The following is a 23200-nucleotide window of genomic DNA, read 5'->3' on the forward strand; positions in this document are numbered from 1 at the left end:
ACATTGGGTCATGGACCGTGACTGTCTTCATTTCACGTCACCCCGATCAAGGCACCGCAGTCCCTGCACCTCCCTTTCGCCAGTGCGGACAACGCGAAACCGTTGCCACGTGCCAAACGCGGCGATGCCCATGATGGCGAGCCCGGCAGTCGCAAGCCACGGCCGGAGCGGATCAAACCAGGCAAGAAGCGCGGGTCCACCGAAGACCAGCATGAGCACCTTGTTGCAGGTTGGGCAGGCAATTCCGAGAAAGCTGGCAAGCCCACCCGTCCCGGAAGCGCGCAAGGTGCACTGAGGGACCCACATCGCCGCTGTCACACCTCCGAGGAAGGCCGTCAGAACGGTCGCGACGAACTCCCAAGGCCCGACTGGAGTCATCCTGACAAAAAGCGGGTTCGCCCATACGGCAGTGACCGTGCCGAGGACCACGAACAGGGTGATGCCAACAGCCAGGCCGCGCAGGTTGCGGCGAAGGCTGTCATCATTCAGAAAAGTTGCCGGACTTGGGTTATCGCGCATCAAACTCGACCTCTGCAAACTCTTCACCAAAGCCCACGTTGACGACCCACCGACCGGCCATCGGCAGCTTCACTTTTGCCCGCCAGACGCCTGCCTCGACCAGCTGAAGCGGCGGCGCTACACCTTCCATGTGCATGTCGACCATCGCAAAGTTCACATCTGGCCGCATGCCGGCAGCTGCGCCGGCGTCGGTATTGGGCACGAACTGGATTTCGACCCGAACGTCACGACCACCGAGCGCGTAGACCTGGACGTCCATCCGTCCGTCCGAAAGCGCTTCGGACACTGTGGCTGTCACCGATGGATCAGCGGAGATCGTCTCGCGCGGATCGAGGGACCAGACGGTCGTCCAGATGAAGACACCGACGAAGACGGCAACGCCCAGAGCCAGAATGACGGCAAGCGCTCTAGTTCCCATTTCCCATATCCATCTGTGAATGATCCATTCCAGCCATTGGGGTCTCGACCGGCGTCGGTGCGGGCGCAGGAATGTCGCCCGTGCCTTCGGGGTCGAGGAGATAGGTGGCAATGGCCTCGCGGTCGGCAGCGCTCAGGAAAGACGTGCCCTCAGCGACGACCTCGGCCATGCTGCCGCCGAAAGCATCCCCGTTGGGCAGAATCCCGGACTGAAGCGCGTAAGCCAGGTTCGCAATGCCCCAACCTTTTGCGAGGAGAGCGTCACTCAGAATTGGCGGTGCTTTGCTGCCCCCTGGAAGGCTGTCGTTCCCGGCAAAGCGGGCGCCGTCATCAAGGCCCCCTGCCAGGGTCCGGCCCGTGTGACAGGCAGCGCAATGTGCAGCCCCTTCGACCAGCACCCGCCCGCGGTTCCACGGGGAAGACGTGCCCATAAGTGCATCCGTATCGGGCGTCTCAAGGTAGGCCGCGCGCCAGAGCTTCAGTCCCGATCTGAAACTGAAGGGAAAGCCGACGTCATGGGATGGGGCTGCATCGCCAACAGCCGGGACAGTGCGGAACGCCTCCCAGAGGTCGGCAATGTCCTGATCGGAAAAACCGGCGTAGAAGGAGTAGGTGAAGACCGGATAGTAGGGGTCGCCGTCGGGCGACACCCCTTGGCGCACGGCCCTGGCGAAATCCTGCACAGTCCAGCGCCCGATCCCGGCCTCCCGATGTGGTGTGATGTTCGGTGGCACAAAGGTGCCGAAAGGTGTGTCAAGAGGTGTACCTCCCGCGAGCGCCAGTCCTTTGGCGGCCGAGTTGGTATGGCAGGACACGCAGCCACTTGCGCGCGCGAGATAGGCCCCACGTTCAGCATCGCCGGAAGGAAAGCTCGCGGGCTCGACCTCCCCGATCGGCCACAGTGCCAACACCCCGGCACCTATCCCTGCCACGATGGCTGGGAAGACAAAGGAAAGCCGGATCAAACCTCGCATGGTCAGTTCCGGCCCGCGCGAAACTGCGCATGACAGGAAGAGCATGTCGCGCTGATCCGGTTGAAGAGGTCGTCCGCCGCCAGTGTCGTCAGATCGAGCTCCAAAATTGTCGGGTCGGATGTCCCGCGTGTCACCGCGATCTTTTCCGAAGCCGCTCCGTATCCCATCAATTCCGCGACCGTGAAGCCCTGCGCTGGTTGCGGTGTTCCCGTCATGTCCATGCCCGAGTGATCCATGCCAGCCATCTCGCCAGCTGGCGAAATCGCGGGCTCGAGGCCGTTCGGGGCAGCTTCAGCCAAGGCATCAGCATAGACCTTCAGCTCTTCGGAGAGGGCCGCGAACTGCTGCCAATCAGCCCAGATTTCCGGCTTGGCATAGGTGACGCCTTCAAGGCTGTTTTCAGGGAAGAGCGACAGCATCGTCCCGCCCGCATGACTTGCAATGACGCTGGCACCTTCAGACACAATGAAGCTGTCGTAGGGCACGGTGCCCTGCATCATCGGTGCCAATTCCGCGATGGTGTCGCGCATTGCCGTCATTCCGTTCATTCGGTCCAGGACGACGCCCGTCGCCCCCGTATGTGCCAGCGCCACTGCCGCGACGGCGGAAGCGGCAAGCGCGATCGCGCCCGTCCATTGTGATTTCATCGGCCTGACTGCCCTTGGTTTCTTGTTGTTGATCATTGGCTGCGCCCTGCCGGTCAGGCGGGTCACAGCTTGGGACGAATTCTCGTGTCAGGCTGAGAAAGAGTTGAACCTGAGCCAGTCTTTCAAACCGGCTCGTCTGGTCATCGAACAATCGTTCGGCCCGACTGTCAGGTCAGGATTCGCGGGGGAGGGAGTGTGATGGCCGGACCGCCAAAACGGCGTTGCGACTGCTCAGCGCCGGGCTGAAGCACAGCCGGAACGACCGTGGGCTGTATCGATGACAGAGCATCTGGCAAAACGAACGCCGTGCAAATCACGCCGGGGTGGCAGGCAGGCGTTGCGGAAGATTGCTGGTCGGGTGTATCGGCAGCCTCGACGGTGAGGTCGGAATGATGCTCGTTGCCAGACGCTGCTTCTGCAGACTGTCCCAACACCAAGCCCATGACCAGAGCGACAGTCAGAAGCCACATCGACACGAAGCGCGACAACCTGCGGACAAGCAGGTTTTGCGGGAGGGCCAAAGGGGTTGCTGTCGATTTCATCTGTTCAGATCAGCTTGACTTTCGTTCCGACCGGCGTGCGATCGAACACCTCTTCGATGTGCTCATTGTAAAGCCCGATACAGCCGTTCGACGAGCGGCGACCGATCTTGCGCGTGTCGTGGGTACCATGAATCCGGTAGTACTGCCACGATAGATACAGGGCGCGGGTGCCGAGCGGATTGGTCGGATCGCCTCCTGGCACAAAGGCTGGCCATTCCGGGTTGCGCTCCCGCATCGAGGGCGTCGGAGCCCAGCTCGGGTTTTCCCGCTTCTCGACGACCTCGGTATATCCCCGCCGGGTCAATTCATCCGACAGCGGAACCGAAGTGGGGTAGAGAAACATCTGACCATCGCTCGTCCAGTGCTGGAGAACCTTGGCTGTGGTGTCAGAGATGATAACCCCCACCCCAAGCGAGTCGAAGTGGTCCTGCCACTCATGGGTACGGAACGCCGAGATGTTGTTTCGGACGGGCCCTTGGTTATCCTCGGTTGCGAAGGCTGCCCGGCCCGTCAAGAAAGGCGCGGCAAGGGCTCCGGCAACGAAAAGTCGTCGACTGAATCGCATGGTCTGCTCCTCCTTTTTTTAACCTCTGCCGGGTTCCAACGTGGGAAGGTCAAATCGCTTCCCGTCTCACAGGGGTAACAAAGAGGTGAAGCCGTGACGCTTTCGCCGATTTTGTTTGGAAATTCTCTGCTCACTTCGATGTGAACACCTCTCCCATACACCAAGAGCGCTATTCTGCTCCCATGCGTAAGCTCGCGAACATTCTGTGTGGTCTGTGCTTGCTCGTCGCCCTTCTCTGGGCGGCGCTTCCTGATCACTCATCCCACGGCGCGCATGTCGATCATGCTCAAACCGCAGCTGTGGACCAGGAGGCCCTTTGCAGCGACGGCTCAGGCCATGCCTCCTGCCAGCTTGTTGCAACTGCCACCTTGTCATTTTTCGAGGTGGCACCGTCTGCCAAGCCAGCGCAGTTCGTGATCACGCCGGTCTCAGCTTCGAGCCGAGCCTTTGCCCCCCAACGTCCTCCTCCGCGAACCTTTCTCTGAGTGAACCCTCGTCCTTCACGTTCCCCTCAGGAGTCCGCATGATTTTCCGTCGAAACTTTCTCACCGGCGTAGCCGCCGCAGCCCTGTCGATGCCAACTGTCCTTCGTGCCCATACCGAAGAACCCTTTGTTTTGGCCGACGAATTTCAACCTCGCGAGGTCCGAGTCCGAGAGCAACATGCCCCCGGTCAGATCCTCGTCTTCCCGCGAAGCTTCTTTCTCTATTATGTTTTCGATTCCGAGCGGGCCGTCAGGTACGGTGTCGGCGTCGGCAAGGCCGGTCTGGCATTCAAGGGTTCGGCAATCATCGAACGCAAGGCCGAATGGCCGTCATGGCGCCCGACAAACGACATGATCCGCCGGAATCCCGATCGCTATGCCCAATTCGCCGAAGGGGTGCCGGGCGGTCCGGGCAACCCACTGGGCGCCCGAGCCCTCTACCTCTACCGCGATGGGCGCGACACCTACTACCGGATTCACGGCACGACAGAGCCCTGGTCGATTGGACAATCAGTGTCGAACGGCTGCATCAGGATGCTGAACGACCATGTGATCCAACTCTACGAGCACGTACCCGTCGGAACACCAGTGACAGTCCTGTGACGATCCGCCGTCGTGATCTCTTTGTAGTGGGGGGAATCATAGCCTTGATCTATGGACTGCGGGCCTTGCCTTGGGACCGGCTTGGCGGACGCGGGCTCTCCTATGTCGACATCGAGGGTGTGCCGCCATTTCGTCGACTGGAGCTGGCCGGTCAGACCTCCACGGCAAACATCGCCCTTGTCGGTCTCGATGGGCCACTACCTGATGCGGGAGCACGCAGGGCGCGCATGGAGACCCTGCGCACTGACCCATGCCCAGCCCTGTTCGGAAATAACTCCCCGGATGCTGTGGTTCCGATCGCCTACTTCAGTGAGTTTCGTTGCCCCTTCTGCCGTGCACTCGAGCGGGATCTTGAGACCCTGCTGGCCGAAGATCCGGCTGCGTACCGGCTCGTGCAACACGAACTTCCAATCTTCGGGCCGCCGTCTGAACTGGCCGCCCGGGCATCTGTTGCCGCCGCACGTCAGGGCAAGCAACAGGAGCTTCGCCGCCGCTTCATGCGGACACCGATGGTTGCCGAAGAGGCCTCGGTAAGGCGTGTTGCGGAGACCCTTGATCTGGATGTCGAGCAGCTCTTGATCGACATGTCCTCCGCCGGGGTTCAGGCTGAGCTCGACCGAACACGCGCACTTGCCGATCTCTTCGGGTTCATCGGTACCCCAGGTCTGGTGATCGGACGGACCGTGCTCAGCGGTGCGGTTCCCCTCTCACTCCTTCGGCAGATTGCGCAAGAGGAGAAGGCCGAACCAATTCCGGCCTGTTGATACGATGAACACACCAACCCATATGTTGATCGGGGCTGTAGTCTTTGCGCGTGCCGTCGTGCCGACCACTCTGGTAGCGGCCATGCTGGGCGGCCTCGCCCCTGATGTTCCGATGTTTGCGCTGGTGCTTTGGTCGACCCGCCTGGCTGGAATTCCCCAGCATGAAGTCTTCGGAAGCCTCTTCTACTCGGACTCATGGCAGGCCGTCTTTGCCGTCGATCACAGCTTTTTCGTCTGGGGGCTGCTTCTTGCTCTTGGACACTGGCGACGTCACCTCATTCTCACCGCCTTTGCAGGAGCAGGCTTTTTGCATGCGGCCACCGACTTCGTCACCCATCGTGACGATGCCCGCCGCCAATTCTGGCCCGTGTCGGACTGGGTATTCCGCAGTCCGGTCAGCTACTGGGACCCGAACTATTACGGCGGTATCATCGGCGTGGTGGAACTTGGGCTGGTTCTGTTCGCCACTGTCTTTCTCTGCTGGCGGCACCGAAAACTCTGGCAGCGCGTCGTGATCGTCATTTTGGCCGCTGTGTTCGTCGTACCCGTGATTGTCACAGGCGGCTTCCACGGACTTCACGGCATGGGCTGAAAGAGCGCAACGCAGCCTGCTCCAGGTTCCCGCTCGGCATGGCTTGAATGGCCATTCTGGATTGATCGCGCCGCCCCTCACAGCTTACCGAAAAGCCCGCTTGGTCGTCCCAAGCGCTCAATGTCTTCTTAGCTCGATCTGTATCGCCGCAGGAGTTGTGCATTGATCGCTACAATAATGGTCGATGCCGACATGAATACGGCGCCGACTGCGGGTGTCATCAGGAAGCCGGTGCCGAACGTGATGCCAGCAGCCATTGGAATGGCAAATGCGTTGTATCCGGTCGCCCAGATCAGGTTTTGCACCATCTTCGAATATGTCGCTCGAGACAGGCCAAGAATGGCCTCCACATCCCGTGGGTCAGAACGCACCAGGACCACGTCGGCGGATTCCACGGCGACATCCGTTCCCGCACCAATGGCAATCCCAAGATCGGCTTCGACGAGCGCTGGCGCGTCATTTACGCCGTCACCGACCATTGCAACCTTCAGACCCCGGGCTCGCAGCTGCTTCACACGGGCAGCCTTCTGATCCGGCAGGACCTGGGCAAAGTATTCATCGAGGCCGAGTTCTGCGGCGACTGACTTCGCGACACCCTCTGCGTCTCCCGTCATCATGATTGACCGGACACCCCTGGCCTTGAGACGCGCCACGACATCACGCGATTCCGCGCGCACGATGTCGGCCAGGGCCAGCAGCGCATAGGGCTGGCCGCCCACCTCCAGCACCACGACTGTCTTGCCTGCCTCCTCCAGCAGAGCAAGGCGGGGGTCGGTTACAGGCCTGTCCTGCCGCCGGAGATGACCGGGGCTGACAATCGCGATTTCCCGCCCGTCCACGCGCGCCCTGACGCCCGCACCCGTGATACTCTGCAAGCCTTCCGGGGCCGGATATTCAATGCCACGGGCCTTTGCTGCGGCGACAATTCCCGTGGCGATAGGATGCTGCGACTGGCTTTCAACCGATGCCGCCAAACGCAAGGCGGTCGTCTCGTCGCCATCTTGCAGCAACACCAGATCGCTCACGCCGAATCTGCCTTCAGTCAGCGTGCCGGTCTTGTCAAAGACCACGGCATTCAGATCCCGCGCACGCTCAAAAGCGGCACGGTCGCGAATCAGCAGTCCATTGCGCGCTGCCAGCGATGTCGAGACGGCCACGACAAGCGGCACGGCAAGGCCAAGCGCATGCGGACACGCGATGACCATGACTGTCACCATCCGCTCAAGCGCAAAGGTCGCCCCCGCTCCGACCGCATACCAGTAACCGAACGATCCGAGGCCGACGGTGATGGCAATCCAAGTCAGGACAGTCGCTGCGCGCGAGGCCAGATCCTGTGTACGCGAGCGGCTGTCCTGCGCCACTTTCACCATGGCGATGACCTGCGACAGGTAGGTTGCCTCGCCCGTCGCCTTCACCTCGATGGTAACGGCACCTTCGCCATTTACCGCACCGCCGATGACAACCTCGCCCGCAGACCGCGTGACAGGTTTCGATTCCCCGGTCAGCATGGCCTCGTTGAAGGATGATGTGCCTTCGATGATCTTTCCATCGACCGGCACCTTCGCACCGGGGCGGATCACGACCCGGTCGCCGGCGATCAAGGCCGCGACGGGCACGTCCTCCGTTCCACCGTCCGCGGTAACGCGCAGTGCGGTATCGGGCAGCAGGCGGACCAGTTCCTCCAAAGCGCGAGAAGCGCCGAGGACGGACCGCATTTCAAGCCAATGGCCCAAAAGCATGATCGTGACGAGCGTGGCCAGTTCCCAATAGAACGGCTCTCCGCCGGGCAGTCCCAGCGTGACGGCAGCCGAGTAGAAATAGGCTGTAGAGATGGCAAGCGCGACCAGCGTCATCATGCCCGGACGACCACTGCGGATTTCCGGAAGTGCCCCTTTCAGGAAGGGCCAGCCGCCCCAGAAATAGATGATCGAAGACAGGGCCAGCGCGACCCACTCTTCGCCAGCAAACAGGGGTGCCATCCCTTGCCCCGTAAAGTCCCGCACCATCGGCGACAGCACCAAGACTGGGACAGTCAAGACGAGGCATACCCAGAACCGGCGGCGGAAATCGGCCACCATGTCGCCATGTCCTGCGTGTGCACTACCCCCCTGTGGCGCATGCCCCATCGCGGTGTGATCAACGGCGGGCTTAGCACCATGGCCCATCCCGGCATGGTCCATTCCGGCCATCGGCGGGTGGATGTCCGGTTTCTGCGCGTTACTGGCCATCAAACCGAACTCCTTTGCGTCTCGTATCGCACGCGGCGCGGCCGATCCCGACCGCGCCGCCTAAGATCATCCCGGGCTTACAAGCCCTTGGTGGCGAGAAAGGCCTTGAGCGTGGCGATCTCGGATTCCTGCGCCGCGATGATCGCTTCAGCCAGCTCGCGCATCCCGGGATCCGTGCCGAATTCTAGCTGGATCTTCGCCATGTCGATGGCGGCCTGGTGGTGCGGGATCATGCCCCGGGCGAAATCGATATCCGGGTCGCCGGTATAGGGGACCATCATGTCGGCCATCATCTTGTCCATCGCGGCAGCGCTGGCGACGGTAGCCGGGTCATTGGCGAGTTCCGGGGGTATCAGGGTCGCATGGCTCATCATGCCCATATCCCCCATGCCCATGCCACCCATGTTGGAGTGGTCCATGCCTTGCATGGTTTGCTGGGCAAATGCGATCCCGCCGACAACAGCAACAGCCACAATAGACAGCGCGAGAGTACGTTTGTTCATTCAGATTTTCCTTCGATGGTTATGTTTTGTCAGGCAGGCGCGTAGCCGACCTCAGTCAGCGCAGCGACCAATCGGTCGCGAGAAGCCGCTGATTTCACTTCGACCTTGTGCGAGGCCGGATCTGCGCTCACCTTAGCGGTGGGGTCCACCGCCTGGATCGCCTTGGTCACACTGCGTGCGCAGCCGCCGCAGGTCATGTTCTCGATATGGAACTGCATGAGTGTCTCCTTTTGGACAATCGCCTCATGCAACTCGATATGGGCCTTCCCACCGTTGTAAGGTCAAGGGAACAAATCCGTGAACAGACAAATTGAAATCAGGGCTTGACCTTACCATCATGGGAAGCCTTATCTCAGTCAGCGGAGTAACTCGCCACTGGAGTGCCGCGATGAACATACAAGCCCCTCAGAACGCCACGGCAGACCTCGGCCGGATCGTGATCGACGTCGAGGGCATGACCTGCGCATCATGTGTCGGGCGCGTTGAGCGCGCACTGCAGGCGGTCTCCGGGGTAAAAACCGCAGCCGTCAACCTCGCGACGGAACGGGCAGAAATCATCGGGCCAGACCTCGACCGGTCGGCTCTGGTCAAGGCAATCGAGGACGCGGGCTATGATGTGCCAACGCGCCCGATCGATCTCATCATCGAGGGGATGACCTGCGCCTCCTGCGTCGCACGGGTGGAGCGGGCCTTGAAAACGGTACCCGGTGTGACCGCAGCCAATGTCAATCTGGCCACGGAACGCGCCACGGCCACCGGAACGGCGGATCTTGCCTCCCTGATCGGCGCAATCGCGGATGCGGGTTACGTGGCACGGGCAGCGACCGAAACCGCCATCATGTCAGAAGAGTCCGCCGCGAAGAAAACGGCCGAGGAAGCCGCATTGAGGCGCGATGTGCTTTTTGCTGCGGCTCTGACTCTGCCGGTTTTTGTCCTCGAGATGGGATCGCATCTGTTCATGTGGGTCCACATGGCGGTGATGAACAGCATTGGCATGCAGAACAGCTGGTACATTCAGTTCGCCTTGACGACCGTGGTCCTCCTTGGCCCTGGCCTCAGGTTTTACCGCAAGGGGTTTCCGGCCTTGGCGCGTCTGGCGCCTGATATGAACAGCCTAGTCGCGGTCGGAACGTTGGCTGCCTTCGGCTATTCCCTCGTGGCAACCTTTGCCCCCGGAATCCTTCCCCCAGGCACCCAGAATGTCTATTTCGAGGCGGCGGCAGTCATCGTCACATTGATCCTCCTTGGTCGTCTGCTTGAAGCTCGCGCAAAAGGCCGGACCTCAGAGGCAATCAAGCGGCTGGTCGGACTTCAGGCCAAGACCGCCCGTGTCCTTCGCAATGGCGGCCTGGTCGAAGTGCCGGTCGCCGAAGTCCGCCCGGGCGATGTCGTCGAGGTCCGCCCGGGCGAGCGGGTGCCGGTCGACGGCGAGGTGACGACGGGCGCAAGCTGGATCGACGAAAGCATGATCTCTGGCGAGCCCGTGCCGGTCGAGAAGGCACCGGGCAGCACCGTGACCGGCGGCACAGTAAACCAGACCGGCGCCTTCAGTTTCCGGGCGACGGCGGTGGGCGAGGCTACGATGTTGGCTCAGATCATCCGCATGGTCGAAGCCGCGCAAGGCGGCAAGCTGCCGATCCAGGCGTTGGTCGACCGCGTGACGATGTGGTTCGTTCCCGTCGTCATGGCGCTTGCCGTCCTGACTTTCGCCGTCTGGCTGATCTTCGGGCCTGATCCGGCCCTGACCTTTGGCCTGGTCAACGCCGTCGCCGTCCTCATCATTGCCTGCCCCTGCGCCATGGGTTTGGCCACACCAACGTCGATCATGGTCGGCACCGGGCGTGGTGCCGAAATGGGCGTGCTCTTCCGCAAGGGTGAGGCCCTCCAAGCCTTGCAGAGCGTCAAGGTGGTCGCGTTCGACAAGACCGGTACCCTGACCGAGGGCAAGCCGCGCCTGACCGACATGGCGCTGGCGCCGGGCTTCGACCGGGCCGCAGTGCTGGCAGTGGTGGCGGCTGTCGAAGCGAAGTCCGAGCATCCGATCGCCCGCGCCATCGTCGCCGCGGCCGAAGCCGAGGGCCTGATCCTTCCCGAGGTCACTGCCTTCGATTCCGTCACCGGTTTCGGTGTGACGGCGGCGGCGGGCGGACAGCGGGTCGACGTCGGCGCCGACCGCTACATGGTCAAGCTCGGCCTCGATGTCTCGGGCTTCGGCGATACCGCGACCCGGCTCGGCGACGAGGGCAAGTCACCGCTCTATGCCGCCATCGACGGCAAGCTTGCCGCGATCATCGCCGTTGCGGACCCGATCAAGGAAACCACGCCGCAGGCGATCCGGGCATTGCACCTGCTGGGGCTGAAGGTTGCCATGATCACCGGCGACAATGGCCGCACGGCGAACGCCATCGCCCGCCAGCTTGGCATCGACGAAGTTGCGGCCGAGGTGCTGCCCGACGGCAAGGTCGCTGCTGTGAAACGTCTGAAGGCGTTGGGGCCGCTGGCCTATGTCGGCGACGGGATCAACGATGCTCCCGCCCTGGCCGAAGCGGATGTGGGCCTTGCCGTCGGCACCGGCACCGACATTGCCATCGAGGCGGCGGACGTCGTACTGATGTCGGGCAGGCTGACTGCGGTTTCGGATGCCATCGCGCTGTCCAAGGCCACCATGCGCAACATCCGCCAGAACCTGTTCTGGGCCTTCATCTACAACGCCCTGCTGATCCCGGTTGCGGCAGGCGCGCTCTGGCCCGCCTTCGGAATCCTGCTGTCGCCGATCTTCGCCGCCGCCGCGATGGCGCTATCGTCGGTCTTCGTCCTTGGCAACGCTCTGCGACTGCGGCGCTTTGCACCTTCAATCGCCGTGTAAGGAGGACCTGAGATGAACATCGGTGAAGCTTCAAAATCTTCGGGCGTTTCTGCCAAAATGATCCGCTACTATGAGTCGATCGGACTCATTCCGGCAGCAGGAAGGACGGTTGCAGGATATCGCGTCTATACGATGACCGATGTTCAGCTTCTGCGCTTCATCCGAAGGGCGCGGGATCTGGGCTTCTCCGTCGAGAAGATCGAGGAGTTGCTGGCGCTCTGGCAGGATCGTTCACGGCAGAGCGCCGATGTGAAACAGATTGCGCTTGAGCAGATCGCCGGTCTTGAAGTTCGAATTCGTGAAATGCAGGCAATGATGGACACGCTTCGCCATCTGGCGGATGCGTGCTGCGGCGATCACCGCCCGGACTGTCCGATCCTAGCAGACCTCGTGAATGGCCCCGATCAAGGCAGTAATGGTGGCCAGGATGAACGAACTCCCGCGTCCCGCTCCGAAAAGGCTGCCGGGCTTCAAGCGCATTGACATTCTACGGCCTGCGCATGATCGTGATCTTGTTTGGTGTTCATGGGATGCAGAGTCCCCGAACTCAATCGGGAATGAGGAAGGGTGGACCCAATAGCGGCACCCGACGCCTCAGCCGCCCCCGCGACTGTATGCGGTAGTGGCCCTTCGATATGCCACTGGGCAACTGCCCGGGAAGGCGAAGGGTTGCAGTGACCGTGAGCCAGGAGACCGGCCAGACAGGAGGCTTAACCCCAATCCCGTCGGGTGTGACGGGCGGAGAAACATCATGTCTGCCACCACTCTTTCCACCGCGTCCGTACAGCACGCAGGTCTGGTTCGGCCCATCCTGACCAGTGCTGTCCTTGGTACGTTTCTCATCTTTGCGGCAGGTTTTGCCTCTTCAGATGCGCTGCATGCCGCAACACATGATACCCGCCACGCCACTGGCTTTCCCTGCCACTGACAGATCGAGTTCGCTGACATGACGAGATCCCTGTTGTCCGGCGGGGTGATTGCGGGTGCTATTACAGGTCTCGCGGTTGCCTTTCTGCAGTTTTTTCTGATCCAGCCACTCATCATCGAAGCCGAGCGATACGAGACCGGCGAACTTGTCCTGATGGGGGTGGCGCAAGATGACCCCTCGGGATCGAGTGGCGATCCTGTCCTGCCTGCGCACGATGCCGACGACGCTGACGAAGAGGTTGGTATCGTCGTGCGAAACGGCCTGACGGTCCTGACTTTGGTCTTGACCTGGTCAGGCTTTGGCCTGGTCGCGGGAGCTGCTCTTGCAACACACCGTGCCCTGTGGGGTCCACACAGCATTTCTGCACCCGCGCTCGCCCTTTCCGGCTTCGCTGCTTTCGCCCTGTCACCCAGCTTGGGACTGCCACCGGAGTTGCCAGGCATGCTGGCCGCTGATCTGTCGGACAGGCAAATGTGGTGGGTCATGTCGGCGGCGGCGACGGCGACGGTGGCGGGGCTTTTCCTCGCCAGTGGGGTCAAGTCCTGGCCTGGGCGTCTCGCAGGGCTTGCCTTGATGGTGGCCCCCCACCTTCTCGGGGCACCGCAGCCACCTGCTTCCGTCCCGGTCATTCCTCCGGATTTGGCCGCGCTCTACAGTGCCCGGGTACTCGGCCTGAGCCTGATCGGTTGGCTTGCTCTCGCATCCCTTCTCTTCAGATTGATGCCGGAAGACGGGCGGGAGCAACCTACTGCTGTCGCAGAAGCTGTTGATACCCGTTGACAGAGCAGTCGGAACGACGCATGCGCTCCAGTCTTGCGGTGATCCGATCATCGTCCTTCACATCCTGAACCGCACGATGCATGTTGAGGACAACTTTTTTCCGGACGGCTGACACCCCACGCCTGTGAAGGGCTGTCAATTCGCAGCGCGCCACATCCGATACCGCCCCTGCCCCGTCACCTCGCGGATTAGACCCCGCGTCTCCATCCAGGCGAGGTTGCGCTGGACGGCGGCGCGGCTGGCGCCGGTCAGCACCTCAGCCATTGGGGCGGATACAAGAGGCCATTCGGTCAGCACCGCGCGCAAGGCTGGGGGTGTCCTGCCCGAGAGCGTGGCCATCTCGGTTTCGGACCGCGCTGACCAAGCCTCGATGTCGTCGAGGTGCCGCATCGCGGTCCGGCTTGCCGACTCCATCCCGTCGAACCATCGCACCAGTCGGTCAGCGGCTGTACCACCGGCGCGCAGCCCCCCTGCCCCGCCCATGGCGAGAGGGACAAATATCGCTCCCCTGCCCTCGCTGGTCGCAATCCGCGCGGCCGTTACAGCCGCTTCCACACGGTCTCCGTGCTGCCCGAGACCCGCCAAACTCCAAAGGTGGAACCCCATGCAGGCGCGGCTGATCGGGTGGAGATCAGCAGCTTGCGCCATCACGTCCAGCCAACCCCCCGCACGATCCGCGAAGGACTCCGCCTCATTCGCCAAGTTTTCAGGGTCACGGCGATCCACAAAAGCGGCCAGGTCCACCTCCGGCCTTGGCCCTCCCGTCAGGCGTCGCACCGCCCATCCGACGCGTGCCAAGGCGGCCGTGTCGTCTTGAACTCCAGACAGGCGCAGGGCGATCCAGAGCGCCAGTCGATCCGGCCCGATGCGGTCGCCTGCGAACCAGCTTAGGTCGGCTGCTTCGATCAGGGCGAGCCTGTGGCGCCAGCCCTCAGGCCCACGCTTCAATCGTTCGTCCAGAGCGCCAATCCGCCCCGCGACGCGGGCGAGCCGCGCGGCATGACCCGCCTCGGCCTTCCGCCAGTCATCAAGAACCGCCGTCGCGCGGGGTTCGGCTCTGGGGCCGGGCGGCAGATCGTCGGGCTCGTCTTCGATCGGACCGGGCAGGAACCACAAATCGTCTTCCGATCTCTCCTCGGCCTCTTCCACCCCGGTCAGAGGGTCATCAAAACTATCATGTAGAGCAGATGCTTGAGGCTTCATATGTGCAAAATACGCACGTTTTGCACTTTACCCAAGGGTTTTCTTGGGGTGCGTCTGCACTCCTTATATGGCACGCGCGCGCGAATGCCTGCGAGATCTCTCTGATCGCGCGCAGCCCTAGGAAACCAAGGGCATTTCGCTGACCTCAGCAATAGAGAGCGCCCTTGCATCCGTTTACAAACGGTCGTTTACTCCTGACATCCGCAATTGCAAAGAGGCCCCCTGCCCCGTGCCACTCATCGGATACGCGCGTATTTCCACCGAAGATCAAACCGCCCTGCCCCAAGTTCTGGAGTTGCGCTCCGCAGGCTGCGTGGAAATTGTCGAAGAGCAAGCCTCGGGCGGCAGTCGCACCAGGCCTGTTCTGGCGCGTGTGCTGGATCAACTGCGCGTTGGCGATACACTTGTCGTGGTTCGGATCGACCGCCTTGCCCGCTCGCTTTCTCACCTCTTGGAAATCATCGCGCGGCTGGAGGCAAGAGGTGCGCATTTCCGGTCCTTGCAGGATCCGATCGACACGGCGTCGCCGCAGGGCAAGTTTACCCTGCAGGTCCTGGGCGCAGCCGCCGAGTTTGAACGGGCACTGATACGCGAGCGCACCAAGGCCGGGCTGCGATCTGCGAAGGCGGCAGGGCGGGTTGGCGGCAACCCAGGGCTAAAGTCGGGCGATCCCGTGGCAATCCGTAAGGCAAGAGCCGCGCGAGTGGAAAGCCATTTCCAGAAGCTTAATGCCAGTGCTGAACATTGGGTGCCGGAAGTGCGCCGTCTGAGACCGGGCCTGCCTTGGGAAGACGTGCTGCGCATCGTCAATTCAGGTCTGCCGAGCGAGGCGCAGCCATGGTCCCTGCCCCGCCTGATCCGTGCTGCCAAAAGCTTCGTCCGCGAAGGCCTGCTGCCGGACACCATCCTTTCCCGCGCCTCCGCGTCCGACAAGGATGATCGCCTGCCCGCCATCGTCGCGGGCATCAAAGGCGCAGATCCGAAGATGACTCTTCAAGCCATCTGCGACCGGCTAGAGACCATGCGCGAACGGACACCTAGGGGCCGCAGCAAGTGGGAGCCGTCATCGGTCAAGATGATCTTGGAGCGGGCGAAGAAGTTGGGACTGTTATAGTAGGTAACGCTTTTCGGTGCCATTAGGCCAAAAGGCATTCTACCGACAGGCTCAGACGAAGAATCGCTTGCGATGCTCACGCGAACACGATCGCCCTGGTCAGGTATGCTGCAGCGTTACTGAGCCTTGTCAGAGATTTTCCAAGCATCACGCGTGGGCTCGAGGGCGTCGGGTCCTGTGGATAAGTCTCACAACATTTTCTGTAATCTTTACAATATCCTACGCCCAACCTTTAACAGGTCACTTTAGCCTTTTCGCATCATATGGTGCCATGGTCGGCAGAAAACACAAGATAGCTGCACAAGATTTGCCTTGAGTTTCTTCCCGACGGGCGTCATATCTGTAACGCGAAAACTAAGAAAACGACGTCCACTGCGTTCCTGCTGGCACCGATCGACTGCAGATCACGGGTAACGCTTAAGAGATGTCTCGAGACAGGCGAATGATGATGCACCAAGTGTTGCATGACAAGCTCAAGGCAGACGCAGAGCGGCTTTCTGAAGCCCTTGAACATATGTCGAAGCTTTTTCTGGCACCGAAGGAAGAAAAGACACTCCGCGCCTTCACAAGCGCAGAGGTCGGAGAGTTGTTGCGGGTGAGCGACGGCTATCTGCGCAAGGCGCATTTCGACGGCAGAATTCCAGAAGTCGAACAGGGACCGGGTAACAAGCGCCTTTATTCCGCCGAGAACATCCTCCAGATCCGCAACATTCTGGCTCAGAATGCAAAGGATCCGTTTCAGTTCCTTCCCGGTCGGCGACATGGTGACAAGCTTCAAATCTGGTCAACCGTCAACTTCAAGGGCGGATCCAGCAAAACTACGACCACCGTGACTCTCGGGATGCGGCTCGCCCTGCGTGGATACCGTGTGTGTTTGGTGGATGCAGACCCTCAGGCCTCGCTGACGACCTTCTTTGGATACCAGCCAGAGATCGACTTCCGCCACGGCGGCACGCTGTATGATGCAATTCGCTACAACGATGGCGAAACGTCCCGGGTGCCAATCGTGGACGTTTTGCGCAAGACCTACTTCCCGAACCTGGATCTAGTGCCCGGTGGGATCATGCTTTCGGAATTCGAAACCGAAACTCCAACCGCGCTGAGCCGTGGCGAACAACCCGTCTTCTTCAATCGGATCCGCGACTCGCTACGACAGGTTGAAGACGATTATGACATCGTTTTAATCGACTGCCCGCCTCAGCTTGGCTATCTGACGATGGCAGCGGTCTGTGCATCGACGTCGCTTCTCATGACCATCATCCCTGAGCGTGTCGACCTGGCCTCGGCCAGCCAGTTCCTGACGATGGCGTCGGGCGTTTTGGAAGTCCTGTACTCGAACGGTGGCATCGGCGCGTATGACAATTTCGCCTACCTCCTGACGCGCTTCGACACCGCTATCAGCACGCAGCAGGACTTGTCTGAATGGCTCAAGCAATTGCTAGGCGACAGTGTGATCAAGACGCCCTTCGTGAAGTCTTCGGCGGTTAGCGAGGCTGGCCTTTCGCAGAAGACAATCTTCGAAGTGGACCTCGCTACGACCAAGAACCGAAAGACTTATGAGCGAGCCCTAGAGTCGGTGATGAGCTTTTCAAATGACATTGAGAAGATGATCCAGTCAGCATGGGGTCGAGGGGGCACAAATGAAGCGTGATCTTCTTGCCAAGAGCCTAGCACAAATGGGCTCAAAGCCTTTAATTGCTGCCGAGGCCGGGTCGAAGGTGGACGAAAGCTCGCCTCGTTCCCTGAAGAGCATGTCAGACGTCCTTTCTCAGGTCTCGGCACAGGCAGCCCAGGACGTGGATGTCAATGAGATCGGCGATTCTGAAATCGCGGATCGTTTTGACGTATCAGAAGGGCTCGATGATCTGATCGAGTCCATCAGGACATCAGGACAACAGCTCCCTGCACTGCTCCGCTATCGCCGCGGCCCTGGCCCTCGCTATGAGGTGGTTTACGGACGCCGCAGAATTGCCGCGTGCCGAGTGCTTGGGATCAAGGTCAAGGCTTATGTCAAGGAAATGGACCACCGCGAGGCGCTTGTCTCGCAGGCCCTGGAAAACTCTGCGCGCCTAGAGCGCAGCTTCATCGAACAAGCCATCTTCGCCACCAAGCTGGAGGACCAGGGCTTTACCCGGGCCGAGATCGGCGATGTGCTAGCTGTCGACAAGGGAACGCTAAGCAAGCTGATTGGCGTTGCCCGAGACGTGCCCGACGCAGTGATCTACAAAATTGGCGCCGCGCATGAAGCAGGCCGGCGCCCATGGCTGGAACTGCGTCGTCTGGTCAAAACGGAAAACGCCCCTTCAGACAGCTCTGTCCTCTTGCTTGTTCCTGAAGAAGGCACTGCGGCCGAGAAGCTCAGCGCTGTCATCGATGCGCTGCAGAAGGTCGCGGATGCACAGCAGAACGCAGCGGAGTCTGCCGCCAAGGGCCCCTCTCCTGCCCCCCTCAAACAAATGCCCGCAACTTCGGTGGCTTTCAGGTCCAAAGGCCAGCGTCTCTTGATCGAGGTTTCCGACAAAAAGGAGCGCGGGTTCATCAACTTCGTGGAGGCACAGCTTGAGCGCCTCTACAAGGAGTGGAAAGAAAAATCATGAAGCCAAAACGGTTAAGTGATTGATTTTTATAGGGTTGGCCATGGTCAACCCTGATCAAACAGACAAGAAACAATCAAAAAGGAGGCAGACGTAGCGCAAAAAGAAACCCCCCGAAGGCGGTGAAGCACTCCAGAGGGTCCCGATTTACTCGCAATCTATTGGTACCCAAAAAATCGAATCACTGCAACACCGATTTCGGTGACCGGTATCCTTTTGCTGTCTGAAAACAGATGGAACAAGAAGCAGTCACGACCATCGAGGTCGAGGCACAGTTGAGTTGTGCGCCTTCAATCTTCGATTCTTTCGCCGGTATTGGCACGATCGAACAGCAGCCAAACTTCGCACCTGTAACCCGGCGCGCGCTCATGGCGGCCGTCAACACCACAAGTCGCGCACTCGGCTTGCGACCGTCTTCAGTCGTTGTGCTTGACGCACTCTTGAGCTGCCTTCCCTGCAACGATCCGAAAACCGGGAATGACAGCCCAATCACGCCACTCACCCTGCTGACCGTGTTCGCTTGCAACGACACTTTATGTTTTCGCGCGAAAGGCATAACGGACAGGCAACTTCGGCGGCACCTTGAGAAACTTGAAGCTGCAAATCTGATCCAACGGCGTGACAGTTCCAACGGCAAACGATTCCCAATTATGCGCAACGGTAAAGTCATCGGCGCGTTCGGCATCGACTTATCGCCCCTGCTCGCACGGTCTGGCGAAATCCTTGCACTGTCTCAGAAACATCGTCAGGAAGCCGACGAACTTCGAGGCATGAAAGCCTACATCCAAAAACTGCGCGGTGAATGCCTCACCCTTTGCCTGCAAGGCGAGGCCTTAGAGTTCGTCGAAGCTGCCCGCAACTTTATGCGTCGAACCGGAGTAACTTTACTTCAGGCAAGCAGCGTCATCAGCAGACTTAAATGCATCCTGCAGAGTAAGGTAGTCACTCCAAGCGTACCGCATTTGGAAGAGTTGGCCACGGCCAACGATCCAGAACACGAACAACGCCAAGAACAAGCACCGTCTTCTAACTCGAAGAAAACGACCGGCTCAGACGGACAAAATGTCCGGCACAAAGAGACTCAAAAATCATATACAAAAAAAACCTTACCGCGCTCGATGACAGAGCTGTGGGCTTGCTTGACCGAAATCCCGGCCTTTTATCCAGACCACCCCACCACAGAACACGGCCTCCTACAGCTGCTATTTGAATTTGGTAAGATGCTGAGAATAGACAGCGCTCTTTTGGGTAGGGCGGTGTCTTTGCTTGGCCTGGCAGAAGCCATTCAGGTGGCAGATCAAATGGCCTGCAAGATCGACCAGGTCAAAAGCCCTGATAGCTACCTATCGAGGATCCTAGCCGGTTGCACCAAGACAAGAGTTGGCCATGGCCAACTTTGCGTTGCTACATAAATCATCCAACTGAAACGCGCCGCCCTGCCGGTCTGTCGTTGGCACCTATGTCCAGTACAAAAGTGAGAGAATGGTCGGTTTGAGGGTGGCGGGAAGTGAGATCGGGAGAGTGGCTCCCGGCGCCCGCCGTGGAGAAGACCTGATGGCCCAAGCTGCCCAGAAGATCACCCTGTCGTCCTCACGGGACATCCCCTTTGACAAACTGGTGCTGAGCCAGTCCAACGTCCGGCGCATCAAGGCCGGTGTGTCGATTGAAGAGTTGGCCGAGGACATCGCTCGTCGTGGCTTGTTGCAAGGCCTCAGCGTGCGGCCTGTGTTGGATGCCGTCGGCGTCGAGACCGGCAAGTTCGAGATCCCGGCTGGTGGCCGGCGGTTTCAGGCGCTGTCGTTGCTGGTGAAGCAGAAGCGGCTCGCGAAGACCGCGCCTGTGCCTTGTGTGTTGCGTGATGTGACATCAGATATTCTGGCCGAGGACGACTCCCTGGCTGAGAACATGCAGCGCGTTGCCTTGCATCCGCTCGATCAGTTTCGCGCCTTTGTTGCCTTGCGCGACAAGGGTCAGGGCGAGGAGGCGATCGCGGCGGCCTTCTTCGTGACGCCGCAGATCGTCAAGCAGCGGTTGAAACTTGCGTCTGTGGCCCCTGCCCTGCTCGAGGTCTATGCCGAGGATGGCATGACGCTGGAACAGCTGATGGCTTTCACGGTGAACCCCGATCACGGGCGTCAAGTGCAGGTCTGGGACGCTGTGAAGAACTCCTGGAACAAAGAGCCCTATTCGATCCGTCGAATGTTGACCGAAACCTCTGTGCGGGCCTCGGATCGTCGCGCGGTATTTGTCGGTGTTGATGTCTATGAGGCGGCGGGTGGCGTTGTGATGCGCGATCTCTTCCAAGGCGATGATGGCGGTTGGTTGGAGAACCCTGCCCTGCTCGACCGTTTGGTCGCGGACAAGCTGCAAGTCGAGGCGCAGGCAATTGCTGGTGAGGGTTGGAAGTGGATCGAGGTGTCAACCGATCTGCCCTACGGCTATAGCCACGGTCTGCGGCGCCTGGTTGGTGAACCGACGTCGCTCAGCGTGGATGAAGCTGCAGAGCACGCCAAGCTGCTTTCGGAGTATCGCGCACTGGAAGAGGAATACTCTGGCCAGGACGAATACCCTGAGGAGATCGACGCCCGGCTCGGCGAGTTGGAAGCTGCCATGGAAGCCTTTGAGCAGCGTCCGCTGATCTTTGATGCGGCCGAGGTTGGTCGCGCCGGCGTCTTCGTGACGCTGGATCGCGATGGTGGCCTGGCTGTCCATCGCGGCTACGTCCGGCCGGAGGATGAGCCTCGTGAAGAGACCGTGGCCAACTTCGGCGATGAACTGGGTGTGGAAGGGCAGGGGGCTGATCGCAGTGTTTCCGCCTATCAGCTTCCCGCTGGCACATCTGCCGCCACCGTCATCACTTCCGGTGGCCAGCCGTTCAATGGCGGTCTTCCAGACGATGAGGATGACGGCGCGTTGAAGGCCTTGCCGGAGCGTCTGGTCATGGAGTTGACCGCACATCGCACCCTCGCGTTGCGTGAGGCGATTGGGCGTTCGCCCGACGTCGCCCTGACGCTGCTGCTGATGAAGTTGGTCAATGACACCTTCCGCAGTTCCGGGGCTTCGGGCAGTTGCTTGGAGGCTTCTGTGCGCCCCGTCTACATGTCGGCACAGGCGACTGATCTGAAGGACAGTCCGGTGGCCAAGGCAGTGGACGATCGTCATGCTGCCTGGGAGGCCGATCTGCCGCTTGGCGACGATGCCGTGCTCTGGGATTATCTCTCGGCCCTCGATCAGGCCACCCGACTAGCTCTGCTGGCGCATTGCCTGAGCTTCGGGATCAACGCGCTGCATGAGAAGGTGAACCCTTACGGCGCGGGCATCTCGGCCAGCGGGTTGACCCGCCGCATGGCGCAGTCCGAGATCGTGGCCCAAGCCGTCGACCTCGACTTGGTGGCGGCAGGCTGGGAGCCGACAGCGGATACCTATCTGAACCGGGTTCCCAAGGCGCGTATCCTTGAAGCGGTGCGTGAGGCGAAGGGGGAGGGCACCGCGCAGATGCTCGACCATCTGAAGAAGGGCGAGATGGCGACGGAAGCCGAGCGCTTGCTCAAGGGCAGCGGTTGGTTGCCGGAGGTTCTGCGGCGCAGTGATCTTGCCGCTCTGGACGGCGATGGCGCTGCAGAAGGGCAGGGGGCTTTGAGCGAAGAAGTCTTGGGCGATCAGGACAACGTCGAGGAAATCGACTTGCCCGCCTTCCTGATGGCCGATTTGCCCGTAGAAAGTACGGCAATGATGGCTGCGGAGTGATCTGAGCCCCCGAGGGCGGGGAAACCCGCCCTGATTCACTACAAAACACAACAATATCAATATGATGAGTGCGAATTCTCGCATTCAGGATGAGGAATCATGTCCGCAACCACGATAATCGACACAGCGCCTTTGGGCGCGCTCATTCGTTACACCGACGGCAGTCCAAAGCCGCCTGCACGCTTCACCAAAAAGTTGGCGGCGTGGGAAAGGTCCAACGGTGTTGGCCGTCTGGTGAAGAAGGAACCGCCGCGGCCTTATCCGACCTGGACGGCTCCGGATTCCTTTACGCTGCATGAGGGCAACTTCTCCTCGGAAGGGGTCATCCTCGTTACCATCATGCGCAGCCATTCGGTCGACAGCCAGCTCAACTTTGAGGTAGTCGAGGAGCCCAAGGCGGGGCAGGTTCGCGTGCTTCTGGACTTCGGTGGCAGTACAGAGCTTTTGCACCTGGCGTCATCCGTCGCAGCCGCCGAGCTTTGGATTGCCAAGGAGGGCTATCGCAACGCGCGGTTCGAGATCGTCGGAGCTGAGGACGACGATGGGGCAGGGGAGGAGGGTATCGCCGCCTGAGGGGATTCATTTCTGGCTCGGCCACTGCCGTCTTGCGGTTTGGCCGAGCCTCTATCGACAGACAGGCGCCATTGGCATATATTGCCAACTAAATGGAGATCATGGCATGGCCACCCGAAACGTTGTTCTGACAGAACCCCAATCAAAGCTGATCGACGATCTGGTTGCCTCGGGCCGTTACCAGAACGCCTCCGAGGCGTTGCGGGCTGGCTTGCGCTTGCTGGAGCGCGAAGAGGCCGAGTTCCGTGACCTGCGCTCACGGCTGACACGTGGCGTGCTTGAAGTCCGGGAGGGGGCTTTCGCGCGTGGATCGGGTGAAGAAGCAATCCGGCGGGTCTTTGCAACGGCGCAAAAGTCCGCATCCTGATGCCAAAACCATGGGTGTTGACGCGGCAAGCAGAGGCCGCACTGAAAGATATCGCGGTCTGGACTGTTGAAACTTTTGGCAGGCGGCAGGCGGACGCTTATGCTGAAGACCTGATCGAAAAGTGCCAGGCACTGGCGGACGGTGCTGCACCTTCCAAAGACGGCCGTCGACTGGTTGATCCTGCGCTGCC

At 60.6% G+C, this 23200-nt stretch carries 24 protein-coding genes and 1 riboswitch; of the genes, 15 read left to right on the forward strand and 9 right to left on the reverse strand.

Annotated elements, in window-relative coordinates; translation table 11 throughout:
• Positions 1-27 precede the first annotated feature (27 nt).
• The 5 genes from L0H65_RS00195 to L0H65_RS00215 all read right to left on the reverse strand — a co-directional run bounded on the left by L0H65_RS00195 (position 28) and on the right by L0H65_RS00215 (position 3664).
• On the reverse strand, positions 28-519 hold the full coding sequence (locus L0H65_RS00195) for a hypothetical protein (RefSeq protein ID WP_301456753.1): 492 nt from the start codon (positions 517-519) through the stop codon (positions 28-30).
• Complete coding sequence (locus tag L0H65_RS00200; RefSeq protein WP_301456754.1) at positions 509-937, reverse strand: hypothetical protein; 429 nt, start codon at positions 935-937, stop codon at positions 509-511. Before L0H65_RS00200 ends, L0H65_RS00195 begins: the two co-directional genes overlap by 11 nt.
• Positions 927-1910 carry a cytochrome c gene (locus L0H65_RS00205; RefSeq protein ID WP_301456755.1) on the reverse strand — a complete coding sequence of 328 codons (984 nt, stop codon included), beginning with the start codon at positions 1908-1910 and terminating at the stop codon, positions 927-929. Before L0H65_RS00205 ends, L0H65_RS00200 begins: the two co-directional genes overlap by 11 nt.
• Before the next feature lie 2 nt (positions 1911-1912).
• Positions 1913-2593 (reverse strand): cytochrome c, encoded by a 681-nt coding sequence (locus L0H65_RS00210; RefSeq protein ID WP_301456756.1) that lies wholly within the window; start codon positions 2591-2593, stop codon positions 1913-1915.
• A 510-nt stretch (positions 2594-3103) separates the two neighbouring features.
• Positions 3104-3664 carry a L,D-transpeptidase gene (locus L0H65_RS00215; RefSeq protein WP_168775668.1) on the reverse strand — a complete coding sequence of 187 codons (561 nt, stop codon included), beginning with the start codon at positions 3662-3664 and terminating at the stop codon, positions 3104-3106.
• Positions 3665-4187: 523 nt separating this feature from the next.
• On the opposite strand from L0H65_RS00215, the gene L0H65_RS00220 reads away from it, so the two are divergent.
• Genes L0H65_RS00220 through L0H65_RS00230 form a run of 3 tightly spaced genes read left to right on the forward strand, consistent with a single transcriptional unit; the run spans position 4188 to position 6107 of the window.
• On the forward strand, positions 4188-4751 hold the full coding sequence (locus tag L0H65_RS00220; protein WP_301456757.1) for a L,D-transpeptidase: 564 nt from the start codon (positions 4188-4190) through the stop codon (positions 4749-4751).
• A gap of 44 nt (positions 4752-4795) precedes the next feature.
• Positions 4796-5515: a DsbA family protein gene (locus tag L0H65_RS00225; protein ID WP_301456758.1), complete on the forward strand. Its 720-nt coding sequence runs from the start codon at positions 4796-4798 to the stop codon at positions 5513-5515.
• A gap of 4 nt (positions 5516-5519) precedes the next feature.
• A complete protein-coding gene (locus L0H65_RS00230) occupies positions 5520-6107 on the forward strand; it encodes a cobalamin biosynthesis protein CobQ (protein ID WP_301456759.1) in 588 nt (195 codons plus the stop codon).
• Positions 6108-6235: 128 nt separating this feature from the next.
• Here L0H65_RS00230 and L0H65_RS00235 read toward each other — a convergent pair whose 3' ends face one another.
• From L0H65_RS00235 to L0H65_RS00245, 3 genes are all read right to left on the reverse strand, one after another.
• Positions 6236-8335, reverse strand: a complete 2100-nt coding sequence (locus tag L0H65_RS00235; protein WP_301456760.1) for a copper-translocating P-type ATPase — start codon at positions 8333-8335, stop codon at positions 6236-6238.
• A 77-nt stretch (positions 8336-8412) separates the two neighbouring features.
• Entirely contained in the window at positions 8413-8838 is a 426-nt protein-coding gene (locus L0H65_RS00240) for a DUF305 domain-containing protein (RefSeq protein WP_301456761.1), read from the reverse strand.
• A 29-nt stretch (positions 8839-8867) separates the two neighbouring features.
• Positions 8868-9056 carry a heavy-metal-associated domain-containing protein gene (locus L0H65_RS00245; RefSeq protein WP_126976239.1) on the reverse strand — a complete coding sequence of 63 codons (189 nt, stop codon included), beginning with the start codon at positions 9054-9056 and terminating at the stop codon, positions 8868-8870.
• A 170-nt stretch (positions 9057-9226) separates the two neighbouring features.
• Between L0H65_RS00245 and L0H65_RS00250 the strand changes: the two genes are divergently transcribed.
• The 4 genes from L0H65_RS00250 to L0H65_RS00265 all read left to right on the forward strand — a co-directional run bounded on the left by L0H65_RS00250 (position 9227) and on the right by L0H65_RS00265 (position 13412).
• Positions 9227-11704 (forward strand): heavy metal translocating P-type ATPase, encoded by a 2478-nt coding sequence (locus L0H65_RS00250; RefSeq protein ID WP_126976238.1) that lies wholly within the window; start codon positions 9227-9229, stop codon positions 11702-11704.
• 12 nt (positions 11705-11716) lie between these two features.
• Positions 11717-12187, forward strand: a complete 471-nt coding sequence (gene cueR / locus L0H65_RS00255) for a Cu(I)-responsive transcriptional regulator (protein ID WP_126976237.1) — start codon at positions 11717-11719, stop codon at positions 12185-12187.
• Positions 12188-12204: 17 nt separating this feature from the next.
• A riboswitch (cobalamin riboswitch) is annotated at positions 12205-12421 on the forward strand.
• Between the two features lie 34 nt (positions 12422-12455).
• Positions 12456-12632, forward strand: coding sequence for a CbtB-domain containing protein (locus tag L0H65_RS00260; protein WP_126976236.1), 177 nt, complete (start codon positions 12456-12458; stop codon positions 12630-12632).
• Positions 12633-12650: 18 nt separating this feature from the next.
• Positions 12651-13412 (forward strand): CbtA family protein, encoded by a 762-nt coding sequence (locus L0H65_RS00265; RefSeq protein WP_301456762.1) that lies wholly within the window; start codon positions 12651-12653, stop codon positions 13410-13412.
• Positions 13413-13547: 135 nt separating this feature from the next.
• Here L0H65_RS00265 and L0H65_RS00270 read toward each other — a convergent pair whose 3' ends face one another.
• Entirely contained in the window at positions 13548-14615 is a 1068-nt protein-coding gene (locus L0H65_RS00270) for a hypothetical protein (RefSeq protein ID WP_164738204.1), read from the reverse strand.
• Positions 14616-14844: 229 nt separating this feature from the next.
• Here L0H65_RS00270 and L0H65_RS00275 point away from each other — a divergent pair, with 229 nt between their 5' ends.
• The 8 genes from L0H65_RS00275 to L0H65_RS00310 form a co-directional block, all read left to right on the forward strand.
• A complete protein-coding gene (locus L0H65_RS00275) occupies positions 14845-15729 on the forward strand; it encodes a recombinase family protein (protein ID WP_301456763.1) in 885 nt (294 codons plus the stop codon).
• A 448-nt stretch (positions 15730-16177) separates the two neighbouring features.
• Complete coding sequence (gene repA, locus L0H65_RS00280; protein WP_301456764.1) at positions 16178-17380, forward strand: plasmid partitioning protein RepA; 1203 nt, start codon at positions 16178-16180, stop codon at positions 17378-17380.
• Positions 17370-18326 carry a plasmid partitioning protein RepB gene (repB, locus tag L0H65_RS00285; protein ID WP_045682721.1) on the forward strand — a complete coding sequence of 319 codons (957 nt, stop codon included), beginning with the start codon at positions 17370-17372 and terminating at the stop codon, positions 18324-18326. The genes repA and repB overlap by 11 nt, the downstream gene beginning before the upstream one ends.
• 230 nt (positions 18327-18556) lie before the next feature.
• Positions 18557-19735 (forward strand): helix-turn-helix domain-containing protein, encoded by a 1179-nt coding sequence (locus L0H65_RS00290; protein WP_301456765.1) that lies wholly within the window; start codon positions 18557-18559, stop codon positions 19733-19735.
• A gap of 142 nt (positions 19736-19877) precedes the next feature.
• Positions 19878-22070 (forward strand): ParB/RepB/Spo0J family partition protein, encoded by a 2193-nt coding sequence (locus tag L0H65_RS00295; RefSeq protein WP_301456766.1) that lies wholly within the window; start codon positions 19878-19880, stop codon positions 22068-22070.
• Between the two features lie 99 nt (positions 22071-22169).
• Positions 22170-22643: a hypothetical protein gene (locus L0H65_RS00300; RefSeq protein WP_301456767.1), complete on the forward strand. Its 474-nt coding sequence runs from the start codon at positions 22170-22172 to the stop codon at positions 22641-22643.
• Positions 22644-22749: 106 nt separating this feature from the next.
• On the forward strand, positions 22750-23010 hold the full coding sequence (locus tag L0H65_RS00305; protein ID WP_288997863.1) for a type II toxin-antitoxin system ParD family antitoxin: 261 nt from the start codon (positions 22750-22752) through the stop codon (positions 23008-23010).
• The coding region (locus L0H65_RS00310) for a type II toxin-antitoxin system RelE/ParE family toxin (protein ID WP_301456768.1) at positions 23010-23200 on the forward strand (191 nt) is incomplete at its 3' end. The genes L0H65_RS00305 and L0H65_RS00310, both read left to right, overlap by 1 nt.

The sequence above is a fragment of the Pseudorhodobacter sp. genome (assembly GCF_030452865.1).
Taxonomy (GTDB): Bacteria; Pseudomonadota; Alphaproteobacteria; order Rhodobacterales; family Rhodobacteraceae; genus Pseudorhodobacter.